The sequence below is a fragment of the Halomonas sp. SpR8 genome, from assembly GCF_031010195.1.
Lineage (GTDB): Bacteria > Pseudomonadota > Gammaproteobacteria > Pseudomonadales > Halomonadaceae > Vreelandella.
In genome coordinates this window covers 129,932-148,896 of sequence record NZ_JAUAMC010000009.1, presented here as the reverse complement: position 1 = coordinate 148,896, position 18,965 = coordinate 129,932, and the positions used below count along the sequence as shown (strand labels likewise).

The 18,965-nt window shown below is 53.3% G+C and carries 18 protein-coding genes; 10 read left to right on the top strand and 8 right to left on the bottom strand.

Annotation, left to right across the window (positions count from 1 at the left end):
- The first annotated feature begins 184 nt into the window (after positions 1-184).
- From QT230_RS17445 to QT230_RS17415, 7 genes are all read left to right on the top strand, one after another.
- Positions 185-1,012 carry a phosphogluconate dehydrogenase C-terminal domain-containing protein gene (locus QT230_RS17445; protein ID WP_308323431.1) on the top strand — a complete coding sequence of 276 codons (828 nt, stop codon included), beginning with the start codon at positions 185-187 and terminating at the stop codon, positions 1,010-1,012.
- 68 nt (positions 1,013-1,080) lie between these two features.
- On the top strand, positions 1,081-2,067 hold the full coding sequence (locus tag QT230_RS17440) for a TRAP transporter substrate-binding protein (protein WP_308323429.1): 987 nt from the start codon (positions 1,081-1,083) through the stop codon (positions 2,065-2,067).
- 65 nt (positions 2,068-2,132) lie between these two features.
- Positions 2,133-2,663 (top strand): TRAP transporter small permease, encoded by a 531-nt coding sequence (locus QT230_RS17435; protein WP_308323428.1) that lies wholly within the window; start codon positions 2,133-2,135, stop codon positions 2,661-2,663.
- Positions 2,660-3,934 carry a TRAP transporter large permease gene (locus QT230_RS17430; RefSeq protein WP_308323427.1) on the top strand — a complete coding sequence of 425 codons (1,275 nt, stop codon included), beginning with the start codon at positions 2,660-2,662 and terminating at the stop codon, positions 3,932-3,934. The genes QT230_RS17435 and QT230_RS17430 overlap by 4 nt, the downstream gene beginning before the upstream one ends.
- An 18-nt stretch (positions 3,935-3,952) precedes the next feature.
- Positions 3,953-5,221 (top strand): ribulose-bisphosphate carboxylase large subunit family protein, encoded by a 1,269-nt coding sequence (locus tag QT230_RS17425; protein ID WP_308323426.1) that lies wholly within the window; start codon positions 3,953-3,955, stop codon positions 5,219-5,221.
- On the top strand, positions 5,218-6,555 hold the full coding sequence (locus QT230_RS17420; RefSeq protein ID WP_308323425.1) for a four-carbon acid sugar kinase family protein: 1,338 nt from the start codon (positions 5,218-5,220) through the stop codon (positions 6,553-6,555). Before QT230_RS17425 ends, QT230_RS17420 begins: the two co-directional genes overlap by 4 nt.
- Positions 6,556-6,643: 88 nt before the next feature.
- Positions 6,644-7,873 carry a nucleoside recognition domain-containing protein gene (locus QT230_RS17415; protein WP_308323424.1) on the top strand — a complete coding sequence of 410 codons (1,230 nt, stop codon included), beginning with the start codon at positions 6,644-6,646 and terminating at the stop codon, positions 7,871-7,873.
- Positions 7,874-7,888: 15 nt separating this feature from the next.
- Here the strand turns inward: QT230_RS17415 and QT230_RS17410 are convergent, their stop codons facing one another.
- A complete protein-coding gene (locus tag QT230_RS17410) occupies positions 7,889-8,908 on the bottom strand; it encodes an asparaginase (RefSeq protein ID WP_308323423.1) in 1,020 nt (339 codons plus the stop codon).
- A gap of 34 nt (positions 8,909-8,942) precedes the next feature.
- Complete coding sequence (locus tag QT230_RS17405; RefSeq protein WP_308323422.1) at positions 8,943-10,406, bottom strand: alanine/glycine:cation symporter family protein; 1,464 nt, start codon at positions 10,404-10,406, stop codon at positions 8,943-8,945.
- A 343-nt stretch (positions 10,407-10,749) separates the two neighbouring features.
- Here QT230_RS17405 and QT230_RS17400 point away from each other — a divergent pair, with 343 nt between their 5' ends.
- Complete coding sequence (locus tag QT230_RS17400; protein WP_308323421.1) at positions 10,750-10,959, top strand: type II toxin-antitoxin system VapB family antitoxin; 210 nt, start codon at positions 10,750-10,752, stop codon at positions 10,957-10,959.
- Complete coding sequence (locus QT230_RS17395; RefSeq protein ID WP_308323420.1) at positions 10,956-11,336, top strand: PIN domain-containing protein; 381 nt, start codon at positions 10,956-10,958, stop codon at positions 11,334-11,336. Before QT230_RS17400 ends, QT230_RS17395 begins: the two co-directional genes overlap by 4 nt.
- Before the next feature lie 129 nt (positions 11,337-11,465).
- Here QT230_RS17395 and QT230_RS17390 read toward each other — a convergent pair whose 3' ends face one another.
- From QT230_RS17390 to QT230_RS17375, 4 genes are all read right to left on the bottom strand, one after another.
- Positions 11,466-11,846, bottom strand: coding sequence for a carboxymuconolactone decarboxylase family protein (locus tag QT230_RS17390; protein WP_308323419.1), 381 nt, complete (start codon positions 11,844-11,846; stop codon positions 11,466-11,468).
- A 28-nt stretch (positions 11,847-11,874) separates the two neighbouring features.
- Entirely contained in the window at positions 11,875-13,068 is a 1,194-nt protein-coding gene (locus QT230_RS17385; RefSeq protein WP_308323418.1) for an MFS transporter, read from the bottom strand.
- A 220-nt stretch (positions 13,069-13,288) separates the two neighbouring features.
- A complete protein-coding gene (locus QT230_RS17380) occupies positions 13,289-14,212 on the bottom strand; it encodes a DMT family transporter (protein ID WP_308323417.1) in 924 nt (307 codons plus the stop codon).
- Positions 14,213-14,613: 401 nt separating this feature from the next.
- On the bottom strand, positions 14,614-14,829 hold the full coding sequence (locus QT230_RS17375; RefSeq protein ID WP_064234278.1) for a DUF2798 domain-containing protein: 216 nt from the start codon (positions 14,827-14,829) through the stop codon (positions 14,614-14,616).
- Between the two features lie 101 nt (positions 14,830-14,930).
- Here QT230_RS17375 and QT230_RS17370 point away from each other — a divergent pair, with 101 nt between their 5' ends.
- The gene (locus QT230_RS17370; RefSeq protein ID WP_308323416.1) at positions 14,931-15,833 is read left to right on the top strand and encodes a LysR family transcriptional regulator; all 903 of its coding nucleotides are present in this window, start codon (positions 14,931-14,933) and stop codon (positions 15,831-15,833) included.
- Between the two features lie 83 nt (positions 15,834-15,916).
- On the opposite strand, the gene QT230_RS17365 is transcribed toward QT230_RS17370, so the two are convergent.
- Positions 15,917-18,100, bottom strand: coding sequence for an OsmC domain/YcaO domain-containing protein (locus QT230_RS17365; protein WP_308323415.1), 2,184 nt, complete (start codon positions 18,098-18,100; stop codon positions 15,917-15,919).
- Positions 18,101-18,291: 191 nt separating this feature from the next.
- A complete protein-coding gene (locus QT230_RS17360; protein WP_308323414.1) occupies positions 18,292-18,933 on the bottom strand; it encodes a TetR/AcrR family transcriptional regulator in 642 nt (213 codons plus the stop codon).
- Positions 18,934-18,965: the final 32 nt, after the last annotated feature.

Below are 18,965 nucleotides of genomic sequence, written 5' to 3'. Positions count from 1 at the left end.
ATCAGCAGTCTAGCGCTGCAGTTCGATAAATTTAGCAAATTTTACTTAAATACGACCAAAGCAGCATTTGACATACTGATATAGATATTATGTCATCATACCAGTTGTCGAGCAATCATCTCACCCCTTTAGACCCTCGGCAACCCATGGCTAACGCCGTACAACATCTTCATGGGAGTCTGCTATGACCAACATTGCCCTTATCGGCGCTGGCGGAAAAATGGGTTACCGCCTGTCGAGCAACTTGAAACAGTCAGATTATACCGTCAGCCACGTTGAATTGAGTGACGCAGGCCGCCAGTGCCTCTCGGAAGGCCTGGGGATTAGCTGCGTAGATGCCAAGCAGGCGGTACCTGACGCTCAAGTGGTGATACTCGCGGTTCCCGATACCTTAGTGGGGCGGGTCGCTGAAGAGCTATCACCACTGATGGCCAGCGGTACCATGGTAATCACACTGGATGCCGCGGCTCCTTTTGCTGGCCACCTCCCCAGCCGGGACGATTTGGTCTACTTCGTGACGCATCCTTGCCACCCACCGATCTTCAATGATGAAACGGAACTAGATGCCAAACGCGACTACTTTGGCGGCGCCAAGGCTAAGCAGCACATCGTCAATGCCCTGATGCAGGGGACTGAAGAGTTTTATGCATTAGGCGAAGCAATCGCTAAAACCATTTATGCGCCGGTGGTTCGTTCTCATCGAGTATCGGTTGAGCAGATGGCGCTGCTGGAGCCCGGCCTTTCTGAAACCGTATGCGCCACGCTGCTGGTGGTAATGCGCGAAGCAATGGATGAAGTCGTCGCCCGCGGCGTTGACCAAGAGTGCGCACGCGACTTTTTGCTTGGCCATATGAATATTCTGGCAGCGGTCATTTTCGATGAGCAGCCCGGCGTTTTCTCCGATGCCTGCAATAAAGCCATTGAGAATGGCAAACCACAGCTGATGCGCGATGACTGGAAGCGCGTCTTCGAGCCTGAAGAAATTGCCGAAAGCATCCGACGTATTACCTGACCCTCGCTAGCTTCAACGCTGCGCTAGCAGAAAAAACCAACACTAATTACAACAATCTGGAGTAGAACATGACTACCTTTCGACTCATTAAAATCACCGCCATCATCACCGCTTCCCTTGCACTGGCCACCAGCACTTCGGCGTTTGCCGTTCAGGAGATGAACCTTGCATTCACACCGCCGCTCAATTCCCACTACGGTGAAGCTGGTCAGGCGTTTGCTGACGAGATCGACCGGCTCAGTGACGGTGAATTTAAAATCAATCTGCGCCCTGCCAGTGCATTAGGCGGCGAGCGAGATGTGCTTGAAGGCCTACAAATCGGCTCAGTGGAGCTGACACTAACCTCAACCGGTCCTATCGGTAATTTCGTCCCCTCGGTTTACGCCCTCGATTTCCCATTTTTGTTCCGCGACTACGATCACGCCCATAAAGTGCTGGATGGCGAGATTGGTCAATCGCTACTGGAGGAATTCGAAGACGAAGGCTTAATTGGTTTGGCCTGGGCGGAAAACGGTTTTCGACACTTAACCAATAGCGTGCGTCCTGTTGAAACGCCCGAAGACATGGAAGGCATGAAGATTCGCACCATGGAGAACCAGGTGCATCTGGAAACCTTCAAAGCCTTGGGCGCCGCGCCAACGCCCATTTCTTGGACAGAAGTCATTACGGCTCTACAGCAAGGCACAATCGACGGCCAAGAAAACCCGATACCGATTTTGACCGTTAACAATATGTGGGAGATCCAGGATTACCTGACACTGACCGGCCACGTTTACTCCCCCACTGCCCTGGTGATGTCCAAAATCTATTGGGATGACTTGAGTGAAGAGCAGCAGGGCTGGTTCCGAGAAGCCGCCCAGGTAGCCGCTCAGACCTCACGCGATGCCGTACAGCGTATAGAAGAGGAAGGCGTTGATCTGCTGCGCAGCAACGGCATGGAAGTCGTCACCGAGATTGATTACGAGCAGTTCCGTGAAGCTGTCGAGCCTGCCTACGAACGCTATGCCGAAGAGTATGGCAGTGAGCTACTGGAGCGTATCCGCGCGACCGAGTGAGCCACGCTTTGCTGCTTGCCTCCCTTATGGGAGGCACTTTCTCCCCGACGATGAGGTTTACGCTTATGTTGTCGCTACTCCCTACCTTGGCCCAGGGGCTCATCAAGCTCACTCATAATCTTGCTGCAATACTCCTCGCCATTGCGGTCGCCTTGGTCTCCTACCAAGTCTTTACCCGCTTTATCCTCGGCGACCCCGCTGCCTGGTCGGAAATCCTGGCGCGGGGATTAATCATTTGGAGCGTATTTTTGGTCAGCGCAGCAGCGTTTTGGTATGGCGCCATGATCTCCATTGACCTTTTCCTTGATCGCTTACCGCCGCGCTTACGCATTTATGGTCAGCGTTTGGTATGTACCGCCGTATTAACACTGCTCACTATTCTTGTCTGGCAGGGGTATCTGATATCACTGCGCGTCTCCGGCCAGCAAATCGCCATGCTCGAAATTCCTATGTCATGGTTTTACGCCTCTATACCCACCGGCTGTGCCGTCGCAATCGTCGCTGTGGTTGCACGTCAACTTTGTGCCGAATATCAGCATCATCACAACCAACAACGAACAAACCCTATCCGTTCTGATGCAGGAGAAACACCATGAACCTGGCGATCGGCTCAGCGTTGATCGCGCTGTTTGCCCTGTCGATACCCATTGCGGTTGCCATTGCCTTAACCGCGGTGATTGGTCTTTACTTCTTCAGCAGCGTTCCGCTTCTGGTCGTCCCACAGCGCATGTTCGTGGGGCTGGATAGTTTTCCGTTGATGGCGGTGCCATTCTTCATTTTAGCCGGCCATATCATGAGCAACGGCGGCATTGCTACTCGCATGGTTGAGTTTGCCCGCTCGCTGGTAGGTGGCATTCAGGGCGGCTTAGCCTGTACCTGCGTAGTGACGTGCATGATGTTTGCAGCCATTTCAGGCTCCAGTGTGGCCACGACCTTTGCCATCGGTGCCATCTTGATTCCGGCCATGGTAGCTCGCGGCTATCCGCCACCGATGGCTGCCTCTATCCAGGCCTCCTCAGCAGAACTGGGTATTATCATTCCCCCTTCTGTGCCATTGATTCTCTACGGTGTCAGCACAGAAACCTCCATTACCCAGCTGTTTCTCGCTGGCTTCGGCCCCGGCCTAATGATCGGGCTAGCCCTGATTGTGATGGTCATTATTTGGTGTCGCTTAAAAGGCTATGGCACACAGGATGGTGATTTACGCTCACCGATTTGGCCCGCCTTTCGCAGTGCCTTTCTCGCTCTGTTAATGCCAGTCATTATTATCGGTGGGATTTACGGCGGCATCTTTACCCCCACCGAAGCCTCCGCGGTGGCTGTGTTGTATGGGCTGTTTTTAGGCATGGTGGTTTACCGCACCATAAAACTGAGTGATCTGCCGCGTATTTTCCGTGAAAGCGCCCTGTCAGCAGGTTCGATCATGCTGATTATTGCTGCGGCCTCCATCCTCAGTTTTGTCATTGGACGTTCAGGCTTGGCCAGTGATATTGGCGCCTGGGCACAGAACACTTTTGATAACCGCTACACTTTCCTGCTGGCAATCAACATGCTGCTGTTAGTGGTCGGCATGTTCATCGAGACCTCTGCGGCCATTTTGATTCTCGCTCCCATCCTGGCACCGATCGCGATTGGATTCGGCATTGACCCCGTGCATTTCGGCATAGTGATCGTCGTCAATCTAGCGCTGGGGATGTTCACTCCACCGTTAGGCGTCAACCTATTTGCCGCCGCACAGGTAGCCAAGCTACCCGTCGAGCAGCTATTTCGATTTTTGCTCCCGCCGGTGCTCACCATCATCACCTGCCTGATGCTGATTACCTATGTGCCGATGATCTCGCTGTTTCTACGCGATCTTCTTTTTTGAACTGTCGGAGTCTAATTGATGAGCACACGAATTCACGCCCGCTACCTGATTGAGACGCCCTACTCGGTTGAACATGCGGCTCAAGTCATGGCTGGTGAGCAGTCGTCCGGCACCTTTACTCGCTTAGCCAATGAAACCGACGCCCTGAGGGAAGCCCATGGGGCCATCGTCGAAAGCATTGAGACACTGGACGCGGTTGATACTCCTTCGCTTCCCATGCGCGATGATCTGGCACCGCGAGGCCACACCCTGTTTCAGCGTGCACTAGTGGAACTCTCCTGGCCGCTGGAAAACATGGGCTCCTCTCTGCCGAATCTAGTTTCTACCGTTGCGGGCAACCTGTTTGAACTCAAAGAGTTTTCCGCACTTAAGCTACTGGATATCGACTTACCCGATGCCTTTGCGGACGCCTATCCTGGCCCCCAGTTTGGTGCCTCTGGTACACGTCAACTAACCGGTATTACCAGCGGTCCGCTAATTGGCACCATTATCAAGCCCAGCGTGGGCTTATCTCCGGCTGAAACCGCTGACATGGTGGCGCAACTCGTGGCAGGAGGTATTGATTTTATTAAAGACGACGAACTGCAGGCCAACGGCCCCCATAACCCACTACGGGCGCGCGTCGATGCCATCATGCCCATTATCAACGCCCATGCGGAGCGCAGCGGTAAAAAGGTAATGTACGCCTTTAATATCAGCGGTGATATCGACGAGATGCGTGCGCAGCATGACTATGTGGTGGCTGCTGGCGGCACCTGCGTGATGGTCGCCGTCAACAGTGTTGGCTTAGCCGGTGTCGCACACTTGCGCCGACACTGCCAGGTAGCGCTGCATGGCCACCGCGCAGGCTGGGGCATGTTGAGCCGTTCACCTCACCTGGGGATGGCGTTTGACGCTTACCATAAACTGTGGCGGCTAGCGGGTGTGGATCATATCCACGTCAATGGCCTGCGCAATAAATTTAGCGAAGAGGACGCTAGCGTGATTAACAGCGCACGCGCTTGCCAAACCCCCATGTTTAAGGCGCCTGCAGCAGGTTATCAGATAGTGCCGGTTTTCTCGTCGGGGCAGAGCGCCGTCCAGGTGGCTGACACCTATCAGGCATTGGGCAATAGTGACCTGATTTACTGCTGTGGCGGCGGCATTATGGCTCACCCCGGTGGTATTTCCGGTGGTGTAGCTAGCCTACGCCAAGCGTGGCAAGCCGCCATGAAGGGTATTCCGCTGGCAACTTATGCCCATGAGCACCAAGAACTTGCCCAGGCCATGGAGACCTTTAGCGTATGAGCACGCCTCTCCTTCTCTCTTATTACGGCGATGACCTCACTGGTTCAACCGATGTCATGGAAGCGTTAAGCCTGCATGGGATAAAAACAGTGCTTTTCCTGGCACCTCAAAGCGAAGAAAAATTAGCCCCGTTTGCCGATTACTCCGCGATTGGCTTAGCGGGCACCAGCCGCAGCGAATCCCCAGAGTGGATGGAAACACACCTCAACAACGCACTGGTATGGCTGAAATCCCTTAACGCTTCGCTATGTCACTACAAGGTGTGTTCAACCTTTGATAGCGCACCGAATATTGGCAATATCGGCAAGGCACTAGAAATAGGCAAAGCCCTGTTCGCGCAACGCTGCGTACCGCTGGTGGTCGGTGCCCCTCAGCTAAAGCGCTATACCGTGTTTGGCCAGCATTTTGCTGCCTTCGACGGAGAGGTACACCGTATAGACCGCCACCCGGTGATGAGTCGTCACCCAGTAACCCCGATGGCGGAGGCTGACCTAAGACGACACTTGGCGAAACAAACCCAGCTCGTCATTGGCTTAGCCGATTTGCTGTGTCTCGAAGCTGCCAATACCGACACTCAAGTCGACCAGCTTAGCCACGCCAACGACGTAATGCTGTACGACACGCTGAACCGTAACCATCAGGCAAGCGTAGGTGAACAGCTGTGGCGAACGCGCTTACCCGATGGCAGCTTCGTCGTGGGTTCATCCGCTGTCGAATATGCGCTAGTCGACACATGGCGAAAACAGGCACTAATCCCCAAAAGCGCGCCGCTGTTCTCCTCTCCTGGAGCGGTTGAACAAATTGCCGTGGTTTCAGGCAGTTGCTCTGAAGTAACTGCCCGGCAAATTCGTTTTGCTGAAGCCATTGGCTTTCGCGCCATTGCTATCGATGTCGTCAAACTTATCGACGAACGTACCCATGCCAATACGCTGCATCAGGTATTAAAAGAAGCCATTGAGGCACTCAATCAGGGCGAAAGCGTGATTGTGTACACTGCTATGGGGCCAAACAGCGATGCGGATGCTGTGCATCAGGGCGGGGAAAAGGCTCGCCACCTTATTGGTCGCTCGTTAGGTCAGTTATTACGTCAGATGGTAGAAGCCCATGGTCTTAAACGCATCGTGATTGCTGGCGGAGATACCTCCAGCCATGCGCTTAGCCAACTTGGCGTACACGCTCTAACCACGCGCCTACCGCTGCCGGAAACACCAGGCTCCCCGCTCTGCATCGCCCATAGTGACCAGCCTGCGCTCAATGGCTTGGAGGTAGCCTTAAAAGGTGGACAGATCGGTAGCGAAAGCTACTTTATCAGCATTCGTGACGGCGTAGCCTAAGCTTGTTAACCCCACTAGTGTTGTAGCGCCCTGAATTGGGTAGGATTGGCGTCATCGATCGTTTCGCTGCCCAGGATGCCTGCCCCTCATGCTCAACGGAATTTGGTTAAGTTTCTTTATCGCGGCCTTCGCGGCTTCGCTTTGGCAGTGGTTAGTGGGCGGCGACAGCGAGGTGTTTGCCCGTCTGGTGCAATCACTGTTCGATATGGCGGAAGTGAGCGTTGATATTATTCTGGTGCTGCTGGGCACCATGACGCTGTGGCTGGGGTTTCTTTCGATTGCCGAAAAGGCGGGCTTGATTCGCTTGCTGGGGCGGGTGCTTGACCCGTTGTTTTGCCGCTTAATGCCTGAGGTTCCCCGCGGTCACCCCGCCATGGGGCTGATCAGTATGAACTTCGCGGCCAATATCCTGGGCCTGGACAACGCCGCCACGCCGATCGGCATCAAGGCGATGCACTCGCTGCAGAACCTCAACCCTAGTAGCGAGACCGCCAGCAACGCGCAAATTCTGTTTCTGGTGCTCAATACCTCATCGCTTACGCTATTGCCGGTCACCATTTTTATGTACCGCGCCCAGCAAGGCGCTGCCGATCCCACGCTGGTGTTTTTACCTATTCTTTTAGCCACAACCGCCTCTAGTCTCGCAGGGCTGTTAGCTGTCTCCATAATGCAGCGCTTAAAGCTATGGCAGCCCATCGTGCTTGCCTATTTACTCGCCGCAGCACTTGCCTTGGGGCTTTTAATTACCACGCTAGCAGGAATGTCCGCTCAAGCGCTGGCCGCAGCCTCTACCCTGGTCGGCAACCTGACGCTATTTAGCATCGTGATGATGTTTCTGGTGGTCGGCGCGCTGCGTGGAGTAAGGGTGTATGACGCTTTTATCGAAGGCGCTAAAGAAGGGTTGAGCTTTACCATTACGCTGCTTCCCTACTTGATTGCCATGCTGGTGGCGGTCGGCGTGCTACGCGCCAGTGGCGTGCTAGATGCGGGCCTAAGCGGCATCCGCTGGCTGGTAGAGGGCTTTGGCTGGGATACCCGCTTTGTGGATGCGCTGCCCACCGCCTTTGTGAAGCCGCTTTCCGGCAGTGGAGCCCGCGCCATGATGATCGAAACCATGGACACCTTTGGCGTCGATAGCTTTCCAGGCCTACTCGCAGCCACCATGCAGGGCAGCACTGAAACTACTTTCTATGTGCTAGCTGTCTACTTTGGCGCGGTGGGCATCACGCGCATTCGCCACGGACTAGGTTGCGCGCTGGTGGCTGACTTCGCTGGCGTTACCACTGCTATTGCCGTGTGCTATTGGTTTTTTGGGTAAGCTGAGACTGAATACCTAATGCGCTGCGCTACACTCGCCCCGCATAGCACTCTTCAAGGCCTGCCGAAGAGTCCCACCAGCTAACCCACGACCTAGCAGCACAGTGAGCTTCGCGATGGCGGCTTCCAGGGTGATATCGCCTCCAGGAATAACGCCCACTTGATTAAGCTCGGCGCCGGTGGCGTAAGCCCCCTGTACCACTTCGCCTTGGGCACACTGAGTCACATTGAGCAGCGCTACGCCTCGCTCGTTAGCCGTCTTCAAGGCGTTAAGCAGCTCGCCTTCAAAGCTAGGCGGGTTGCCTACTCCGTAGCTATGCAGCACCAGGCCTTTTAGCGTTTCATCTTCCAGCAGCATTTTCGCGCGGCGCAGCGACATCCCTGGATGCAGCGGCAGTACCGCTACCGCCTCGTCGTCCACCTCGATAGGCGCAAAATTCGGTAAGCCGCTCAGCAGTGCCAAATGCTGGAGGAAACTTACGCCAATGCCCAGTTCGGCAAGCCAGGGGAAGTTGGGCGAGTCGAAGGCATCCAAGCCGTTAGTGCGCACCTTGCGCGCCCGGTTACCGCGCAGCAGGCGGTCGTGAAATGCCAGGCTGACTTCGCAAGGTGTCGTGGGGTGAGCCGCAATCTGCAGCGCGCTGACCACATTATTCAGCGCATCGCTTCTTGGCTCACCCAGTGGAATTTGGGAGCCGGTGAAGATCACCGGCTTGTTAAGCGCGCCGAGCATAAACGAAAGTGCAGCGGCGCTGTATGCCATGGTATCGGTGCCGTGCAGCACCACAAAGGCATCATAGTGCTGCCAATGGCTTTCCAGCACCGCTACCAGGCGATTCCAGGCCTCGGGCATTAACTCGGCGCTATCAATCAGCGGCTGCATTTCCAGCACATCAAACGCTGGCAGCCGATAAGGGTCACCCAGGGCCAAATGCGTTGATAGGCGTTCGGCCAACCCCGCGCAGGGCACGTAGCCTTGTGGCGATGGCTGCATACCAATCGTTCCACCGGTATAGAGCATCAGTACGCGGGGCATGGGCGCTCCTCTCCTTATCATTACAATTTAGTCTTTACTTCGCAGGCGCGCCTTCCAGGCGCTGCTTTAACGCTTCAGCCTCTTCAGGATCTAGCTCCCAGGCTTTAGGGTCCAGGTCTAGATCTGGATGCTGGTTTGCATCAAAAATCGGCTGTTTGATGCCCTGCCGACGCTGCACATCGAAGTCTTTCAAAATGCGCAGGCCACACTTGAACAGCAGAATCAGTGCAATCAAGTTGACGACCGCCAAGAGCCCCATGGTGACATCCGCAAAGCCAAATACGGTGCCCAAATCGGTAGTGGCTCCCCAGCAGACCAGCAGCACGATAGCGACACGGAAGGCGTTAAACAGGTTCTGGTTGTCGCGGCTGAAGAAGTTGAGGCTGTTCTCACCCAGGTAGTAGTTGTACAGAATGGTGCTGAAGGCAAACAGCAGCAGTGCCAAGCTGACAAAAGTGCGTCCCCACTCGCCCACGTGGTCGGCCAATGCGGCTTGAGTTAGCGCGATGCCCTCAACGCCAGCGCCCACAGTAGGGTCGTATGCACCACTGAGCAGAATCAAAAACGCCGTAGCGGAACAGATAATCACAGTATCGATAAATACCGAGAACGCCTGCACGATACCCTGGTTAGCCGGGTGCGCCACGTAGGCCACCGCCGCCACATTGGGCGCACTGCCCAGACCCGCTTCGTTTGAGAACAGGCCACGTTTCAGGCCCATCATGATCGCCGCGCCAATACCTCCACCAATCAGCGGTTCAAGGCCGAAGGCACTCTTTACAATCAGGGCAATCACGCCAGGGATTTCGGTAATATTCATGGCGATAACCAGCAGCGCAATGGCGATATAGCTCACTGCCATAAAGGGCACCAAAAACTCGGAAATACGTGCAATCCGCTTGATACCGCCGAAAATAATCAGCCCAACCAGCATGGCAAGACCAATGCCGCTATACAGTACCGGCACACCGAAAGCGTCACCGAAAGAGGTCGCTACCGAATATGACTGTAGTGCGGTAAACGCAAAGCCAAAGGTCAACAGCAGCAATACCGAGTAGAACGCTGCCAGCCAACGCCACTGCTTACCTAGCCCTTTAACGATATAGTACGCAGGGCCGCCGCGATAAGTGCCATCACCTTCGGCCTCTTTATAGGTCTGCGCCAGGGTACACTCCAAAAAGCTGGTGGCCATGCCCATCAAGCCAACCAGCCACATCCAGAAAATCGCCCCTGGGCCACCCAGGGTAATCGCGACCGCCACACCGGCGATGTTGCCGCCACCGACGCGCCCAGCCACCGACAGCACCAGTGCCTGAAACGAGCTTAAATGGCCGTGCTGGTTACGCTTAAACGCCTGGCCGGAACCCAGGATACGAAACATCTCACCGAAATAGCGAAACTGCACAAAGCGGGAGGCAACGGTAAAACCGATGCCAACGCCCACCAGCAGCACTAGTAGAACCTTCCCCCACAGGAGGTCATTGAGCATATCGAGCATGTGATTCTCTCCGCGTTTTTGTATTAGCGTTATGTTGGAATTCGCGTCGTTTGCTATCGCGCTTTTGGAATTCGCGCCGCGGAGAACGTTTTACCAAGCGTGGGGCAGAATTAAATTTGGCGCAGCGGTGCAGTTGTGTGCACTCACTGCATCAGCGAGTGCACCATAGTGCATCAGGCGTATGAATTCGGTACAGCTGGGCGAGGTGATGACCGCTGGTGAGAATGGTCAGAGCAGTCATCCGATGATGTTATTGCTATGCGCGCTTGAAACGATGCATAAATTGACGTTAAATCACATCAATATTGATGCAAGCTAGTGAACGACTAGGCAGGAGTGAACAATGCGAACCACTGTTACCATCGACGATGCGCTGTACGAGCAAGCATTGGCGCTGGCCGAACCGGGAATGGACAAACCATCAGACCTCTTTCGGGAAGCCATGAAGACCTATGTCCGCGTGCAAGCCGGTCGGCGTCTAGCTGCCTTGGGCGGCACTGCGCCAGAGATGCCCGACATACCCCGGCGTCGCGAGGAACCCTCAGCGCAATGAGCGTGCTAGTCGACACATCGGTCTGGGTCGATCATTTCAGAAAACGAAACGACGCCCTGGTCGAATTGATCGAACAAGATCTTGTACTCAACCACCCAATGGTTTTGGTTGAACTCGCCTGCGGTACTCCCCCTTCCCCACGCACTCAAACGCTAGAGAGTGTTGCCCTCTTGCGACCATGTCAGCAAGCTAGCTTGTCGGAAGTGATGGATTTCATCGAACGCGAAAAGCTCTATGGCCTGGGGTGCGGTTTAGTCGATATGTGCCTGCTTGCCTCCACACTCATCACGCCCGATACGCAGCTTTGGACGCTAGACAAGCGTCTTGCGGAGTTGGCGAAAAAGTTCGGTGCGTCCTACCACGCGGCGGTGCATTGAGAGCTGAGCCGCAATGCAGTTGATGCACTCACTGCATCAGCGAGTGCATCAAGCTAGTTGTTAGATCTTCTCAGCAATGCGATAGGCTAATTTGTGAATAAAATATCCGATGATAAAAGCCAACACCTCTTAGCAAGAACTAGACTGGCTATTTAAAGCACTTCGGTAAGCAGTAATCCCATTCATGCAGGCTGGCACACCAGCATACACGGCCATCTGAATAACGATTTCAAGCAACTCCTCCTTGCTAACGCCTACATTTAACGCAGCACGCATATGAAACTCTAACTGCCCTTGCGCTGTTCCCATCGCAGTAAGAGCAGCTACTGTAAGCATTTCACGTGTTTTCAGATCCAGCCCTGGCCTACCCACCACATCGGCGAAAGCATAATCTGTAACCAGTCTCGAGAGCCCCGCATCAAGCTCGGCAAGCCTTGCCGTGACTCGGTCTCCAGCGCCTGCTTCAAGCTGATTCATAATGTCTTTGCCTCTTGCCGTCTTGTCATCCATATTCCACCCCACTTTATCGTTAAAAACATTATCCGCTCACAGGCGATCGGCACACTGCAATAAGAACAATACTTATCGCCACTGCTCCACCTGCAAATCCGATAACCCCAGTCAGCCCGGCCCAGCCTAATACCCAGGCACCCACCATTGCGCCGGTGCCGATTGCTGCATTGAAGATTGAGACATAGATGGCAGAAGCAGGAAGGGCAGCATCACCTGCTACACGAAGTATCCAAGCTTGGAATCCCACGAAAATAATAGCTATCGCGCCCCCCCAAACAACAATCAGCCCTAACAGCAATAGAATACTTATGTCATTACCAAATATCGCTAAAATGATCAAAGCGACACTCATGGAGATCAAAGACAACACAATTAAAGGTTTGAGATATTTATCAATCAAAATACCGGCCAATACATTGCCAACAAGCCCCGCCGCCCCAAAGCTGAAAAGCATCACGACAATCAACGGCCCCGAAATAGCTGACTTACTAGATAAGAATGGTTCAATAAAGGTAAAAGCCGCAAAGTGCGCTGTAACGGCAAATACCGTTGCAAGGTATATTCCTCTTAGGTCTTTCCGCTGGAATACTTCAATGAGAGCTCTTCGCCCGACGGGTGCCTCAGCTTTAGTAGTCGGTATCAGGATAACCATCGCAAGCGCAGCGCAAAAGCAAAGTGCGGCAATTGCTCCGAAGGCAACCCTCCATCCCTCAGCATGTCCAACTAAAGACGATAATGGTACCCCCATGACGCTTGCAGCCGACACGCCACCAAACACTATCGATGTGGCTAAGCCAACATGACGGGCTGGCGCTATCTGTGCTGCTAAAGCCCCAATCATAGCCCAGAAAAGCCCATGGAAGACTGCACCAATAACACGGGCTCCCAGTAGTGCCGAAAAATTAAAAGAGGCCATAGCTACTCCATTTGAGACGGCCAGTCCCAGCATGAGAGCAATCAACAGTGGCTTACGAGGAATATTACCCAGCCATAGGGTAGATAAGAGCGCGCTTAATGCGCCAATCCATGCATAAACTGTTACAGTAATGCCAATGGCGGCTTCTGACTTTTCTAAATCTCCAGAGATAGAAGACAATAGCCCAATGGGGGCTAGCTCTGTTGTAACGATGGAGAAAGCCCCTATGCCTAAAACAACGATAGCAAGCCACATGCGAACCAAGCCCCTCTCAGGACTTTCCAAGATATAAGATTTAGTCATATTTTTACCTATCTAATATTTTTAAAAAAAGCTAAACGAGTCCAGCCAGCGCTTTATGCTTCAGCAGTGACTTGAAAAGGCAGACAAATAAACATTAAAAATACTTTGTGATGACATCACCTAGTCTTTTAATGTAAAACGAGCAGGAAACACTCGTATCACAACGTTTATAATACCAATGATTATAAAGGCTTTCCGCGAGGTATTGGTTAGCTAAACATCAGATTTTTACTTTAGCAGTACACTTAGTTTTAAGGTCTATTAAACGACCTTGGCCGACCAGGATCCCCAGAATCGTTATCGCAACTCCAATTAGTTGTACTCCATGCGGAAAGATGCCCATAGCCATCTGAATCAATAACGCAAAGATGGGCACAAAGTTGAAAAAGATCGAGGTCTTTCCAGGGCCACCAACCGCTATACCAATATTCCAGAACAAATAGGCCAGTACAGACCCGGCGATACCCATCCATACTGTCGCTAATAAACTGATACCCGATCCTGCAGGAATAGATGCAATCGGATTCTCAACCGTGAAAGCGACGGCAGCGAGAGCCAACGTACCGAAAAGCATTGTCCAACTAGTGGTTTCCAGAGGCGTCGCATCCGAGACAAACTTACGCGTGCCTACAGTATAAGCAGCCCAGCCAATCGACCCGGCTAGAATAATGATATCGCCTGACGCGAAGTCGAGGTGGCCCACTAGTATCTGACCGTTGGTGATCACTAGGCATACCCCGACTAGACTGATAATCATGCCGAGAATTCTTTCCTTATCGGGTGCTTGTCGATTTATGAAGGCCTCAATGATGTTGGCGGAAATGGGTGTGGTTGCCATGATCAGTGACGCCGTGATCGGGCTTGATGTCTGTAGACCCACAAAAAGCGATCCATTGAAGCCCGCCACGCCAATAATGCCTAAAACAACATAGGCGACGACGTTTTTTGAGAGGATATCCCAACGGATGCCTTCCTTTATCAAAAGGATCGCATAGATACACACGACAGCAATGATGAAACGCTCCACCGAAGCCGTCCATGGTGGAAGGCTGCCGATGGCAATTTTAGTCGCTTGGAAGTTTGACCCCCAGAAAAAAGTGGCAAGCAAGGTCATAACGACAGCGGAAGTGGGTGATGTATTCACACTGGGTGTCTCCGGTTAGCTCTGATAGGTAGCAGCATATTTCCCGGCAGTGTTTACGTCTTTAGCTAATAGAGATAACCCGTTTTCTGTTTTTGAAAAACCTGATGATAAATAATCCAGCGCACCACACATGATGGAGGAAGCGATAAACTAGGTATCCCTTTTTATTCGTGGGTGTTGAGCGACGAACAGATTGCCGCAGTGACCGGTCTGGCGTTAGATGAAGTGGTCAAGCTGCGCATCGAAGATAAGCACTGACGCCGCTTTCACGCCCGAGCACTCCTGCCTCAATCAACTACAAAAGCGGCCTATCAGGTGGCGGTGTATTGAGAGCGGATACACTGTGTAGCTGTATCCACTCACTGCATCAGCCGATGCACCATAGTGTCTCAGTCGAGCTATCAGATCTTCTCGGCAATGCGGTGGGCTAACTTATGGATAAAGGGGCCGCTGATAAAGGCGATGATCCCAGCGGCAGGCCAAGCAAGGAGCCATGCATGCATCCAAATAGCCACAAAATCGGAATGAGCACCGATATTCACGTAAGTCACCCACGCCGACATAATCAGTGAGAGGGTAAAAGACATCAGTAGCGCGAAAATAATTCTGTGTTTCATGGGGCATCCTTAAGAGCATTATTTACCTGTGCCAAGGCTAGCAAATACCCATTACGGTAAACTATGCCAATATATAAGAAACCATTTTACAGAATTGCAAAATGCGCAAACCGTCTTTGGATGATCTAAACATCTTTATCGTGGCTGCCAATCAACGCAGCTTTACCGCAGCGGCGGCAACGCTGAAGATGACTATTGCTACCGTGTCGCGGCGCATAAGTGCACTGGAGGCCACGCTAGGCGTAGAGCTACTCTATCGCTCAACCAAAGGATTAACGTTAACGCCCCACGGTGAGTCGTATTACCGTGAGTGCGAGGAACTGGTGCTCGCCCTTGATCAGCGTATTTTGGATCTGGATCAGGCACTGCATAGCCTAAGCGGGCCGTTGAAGATTATGGCGCCAGTCAATTTGGGCAGCGGGCCGCTAGACGCATTTTGGCGTCACTTTATACACCACTACCCTGACATTGCGTTGACGATCGAACTCGATAACAACGTGGTCGATATTCGCGACCATCAGGCTGATATTGCGCTTCGCTCGGGGCCTCAAAAAGATTCGACGCTGATCCAAAAACACCTCGGCTATATAGAGCCGATTTTGGTGGCTTCACCGACGATGAAGCACTCTCTTCCCCATACGGTTGAAGAATTGCAGGCGTGCCCCAGCGTGGCAGCAAAAATGTTTAGCGATTGGCAATTGTTCCACCAAGCGGGTAGCCAGCACGCTTGTCATAAGGGCCATTTTCACATCAGTAACGATATGAATATTGTGCTGAATCTCGCTAAATCGGGCGCAGGCGTCGCCTTAATGCCCGCCAGCATGGTGGCGAATAGCTTACAAACGGGGAAGTTAATACGGGTGCTCCCTGAGTGGCGGGGGCGCCACCGAGAGATCTTCTTGGTATGGCCCTACCGGCGTAGCCTTTCAGCGCGGGCAAAGCTATTTCGCAGCGAGTTAATCGAATTCCTTAGCCAGCAAACTTGGTTCCACTCTGCTGGTTAGAGCGCCTGCTCAAAGCAAACTGGCTGCGGAGAACTAGCTTGGCTGGCACCGTAACGCCAGCCAAAGGCTTACCATCATTGCGTTTAGATGCCCGCCTTCGCCGCCCGTGCCGCGTGGAGCTTTTTATAGCTTTCAATCAAGCGCTGGTGGCGCTCCAGGCCTTCGAGCTGCATGTTGGTCGGCGTTAGACCATGGAAGCGCACGGAGCCGTCCACCGAGCCAACAACAGTCGCCATCGTCGCTTCACCGAACATGCGCTGGAAGTTGTGCAGGTAGTCTTCAAGCTCCAGCTCATCATCCAGCACTATTTCCAGTACCGCGTTCACCGCTTGATAGAACAGGCCGCGCTCGACGGTGTTGTCGTTGTACTGAAGGAACATCTGCACACAGTCCAGCGCCTCTTCATGGCGCTGCAGCGCTAGGTAGATCAGCAGCTTCAGTTCCAGAATGGTGAGCTGGCCCCACTCGGTGTTCTCGTCGAACTCGATACCGATCAGCGTGATGATATCGGCGTGGTCATCCATCTGGCTCTCTTCCAGCCGCTCGACCAAGTCGGTTAGCTGGTCGTCATCCAGGCGGTGCAGATTGAGAATATCTTCGCGGTAATCCAACGCCTTGTTGGTGTTGTCCCAAATCAGGTCTTCAATCGGATACACCTCGGAGTAGCCCGGTACCAGAATGCGGCACACCGGCGCGCCCAGATCTTCATGCACGGCCATGTATACTTCGGCGCCCAGTTCTTCAAAAATGCCGAACAGCGTCTCGGCTTCTTCCTCGTTGCTGCCGGAGAAGTCCCACTCGCTGAACTCAAAGTCGGGCTTGGCGCTAAAGAAACGCCAGGAGACCACGCCTACCGAGTCGATAAAGTGCTCAACGAAGTTGTTCGGCTCGGCCACGGTTTGCGAGTTGAAGGTCGGTAACGGCAAGTCGTTCAGGCCTTCAAAGCTGCGACCCTGGAGCAATTCGGTCAGGCTGCGCTCCAGCGCCACTTCAAAGCTTGGGTGGGCACCAAAGGAGGCAAACACGCCACCGGTACGCGGGTTCATCAAGGTGACGCACATCACCGGGAACTGCCCGCCCATGGAGGCATCCTTAACTAGCACCGGGAACCCCTGGGCTTCCAAAGCGTTGATGCCTTCGGCAATGCTGGGGTATTTCGCCAGCACCTCCTGCGGCACATCCGGCAGGGTCAACTCCTGCTCCAAGATTTCACGCTTTACCGCCCGCTCGAAGATTTCCGACAGGCACTGCACCTGGGCTTCCACCAGGGTATTGCCCGCGCTCATGCCGTTACTGAGGAATAGGTTTTCGATCAGGTTGGAGGGGAAATAGACCGTCTCGCCATCGGATTGACGCACATAAGGCAGCGAGACGATGCCCCGATCCTCTCGGCCGGAGTTGGTATCAATCAGGTTGGAACCGCAAAGCTCGCCTTCCGGGTTATAGATCGCCAAGCAGTGCTCGTCGAGAATCTCATCGGGCAGTTCATCGTTTGGGCCCGGCTGGAACCACTTCTCATTGGGGTAGTGAACGAATTCGCTATTGGCAATCTCTTCGCCAAAGAACTGATCGTTGTAGAAGAAATTGCAGCTCAAGCGCTCGATAAACTCGCCCAATGCCGAACACAGCGCGCTCTCTTTGGTCGCGCCTTTGCCGTTGGTAAAACACATTGGCGAGGCCGCATCGCGGATATGCAGCGACCAAACGTGGGGCACGATATTGCGCCAGGAGGCGATCTCGATCTTCATGCCAAGGTTAGCAAGTATCGCGCTCATATTGGCAATGGTCTGCTCCAGCGGCAGGTCTTTGCCCTCAATATAGGTGCTGCTACCTTCTGGCGCGCCCATCAGCAGCGCCTGGGCGTCTTCGTCGATGTTCTCTACCGTCTCGATCTGGAAGTCAGGGCCAGTTTGCACCACTTTCTTAACCGTGCAGCGATCGATGGAGCGCAGAATGCCCTGGCGATCCTTCTCGGAAATATCTTCTGGCAGCTCGACCTGGATTTTAAAAATCTGCTTATAGCGATCTTCCGGGTCGACGATATTGTTCTGGGAAAGGCGGATATTTTCGGTAGGGATATCCCGCGCGTTGCAGTACACCTTTACAAAGTAGGCCGCACACATGGCCGAAGACGCCAGGAAGTAGTCGAAAGGCCCAGGCGCCGAGCCATCGCCCTTGTAGCGAATCGGCTGGTCGGAGATAACCGTAAAATCGTCGAACTTGGCCTCCAGGCGGAGGTTGTCGAGATAGTTAACTTTGATTTCCATGGGCGGGCGTCCGGAGTAATGAGTGTGCCTGGGCTGTTAAATACATAAGCCGGTAGGCGAATGGCAGCCATTATCCAGTTTTTCACCCGCTTCGTCTTGGGCCATCGCCCAAATCATCTATCGCTCGCCGTGTAAAAACGGCAGTGCTTGCTACAGCAGCATCTTGGCTAACTCTTCAGTAGAGGAAGAAGCTATTGCGCTTGCATCATACGCTCTGCTTCGGTTTCGCTAACCCCGAGCATCAGTAAAATCTGGCGTTGCGTGGCTATCAACACCTGCTTTCGCTCCGCCTCTCCCGGCAAACTTTTGGCAATGGCGACAGCGCCTACCAAGGAGGCCAATATGACCCGGGATTTATCAGCAATCGCTTTACGGTCAGTGGCAAAGGGGAGTTGCTTCAGCTTACTCAGCGCTATCAACCGGGTTTCAAGCATCTTTTTCATACTCATATATGACGCTTCAAACAGGGTGCGGATTTCTGCTTTTTCACTGCCTATTTCGTTGAACAGTACCGCTTCAGGCCCTGGCCTATGCTTAGCTTCCAACTCTTGAAGATTACAATAGTTGGCGACTAATTCGGTCAGGTGTTGTAACGAAAGCGGGCCTTTTACCAGTCTAGCCGCCCGGCTGTTATCAATGGTCAGGCGAACAGACTCATGGTAAAGGGCCTCTTTTGAAGCGAAATGGGCATAAAAGGCACCGTGGGTCATCTTCGCTAGCTTCATGATCTGGCCAATCGATACCTTTTGAAACCCATTGCGACTGAATAGCTCCGTCGCCGAAGCCAAAATGCGCTCTTTGGTTTTCGATTTATGGCTCTTGGGATAAGGCATATCTACCTCGTCGTAGGTCAGCTAAATATTAT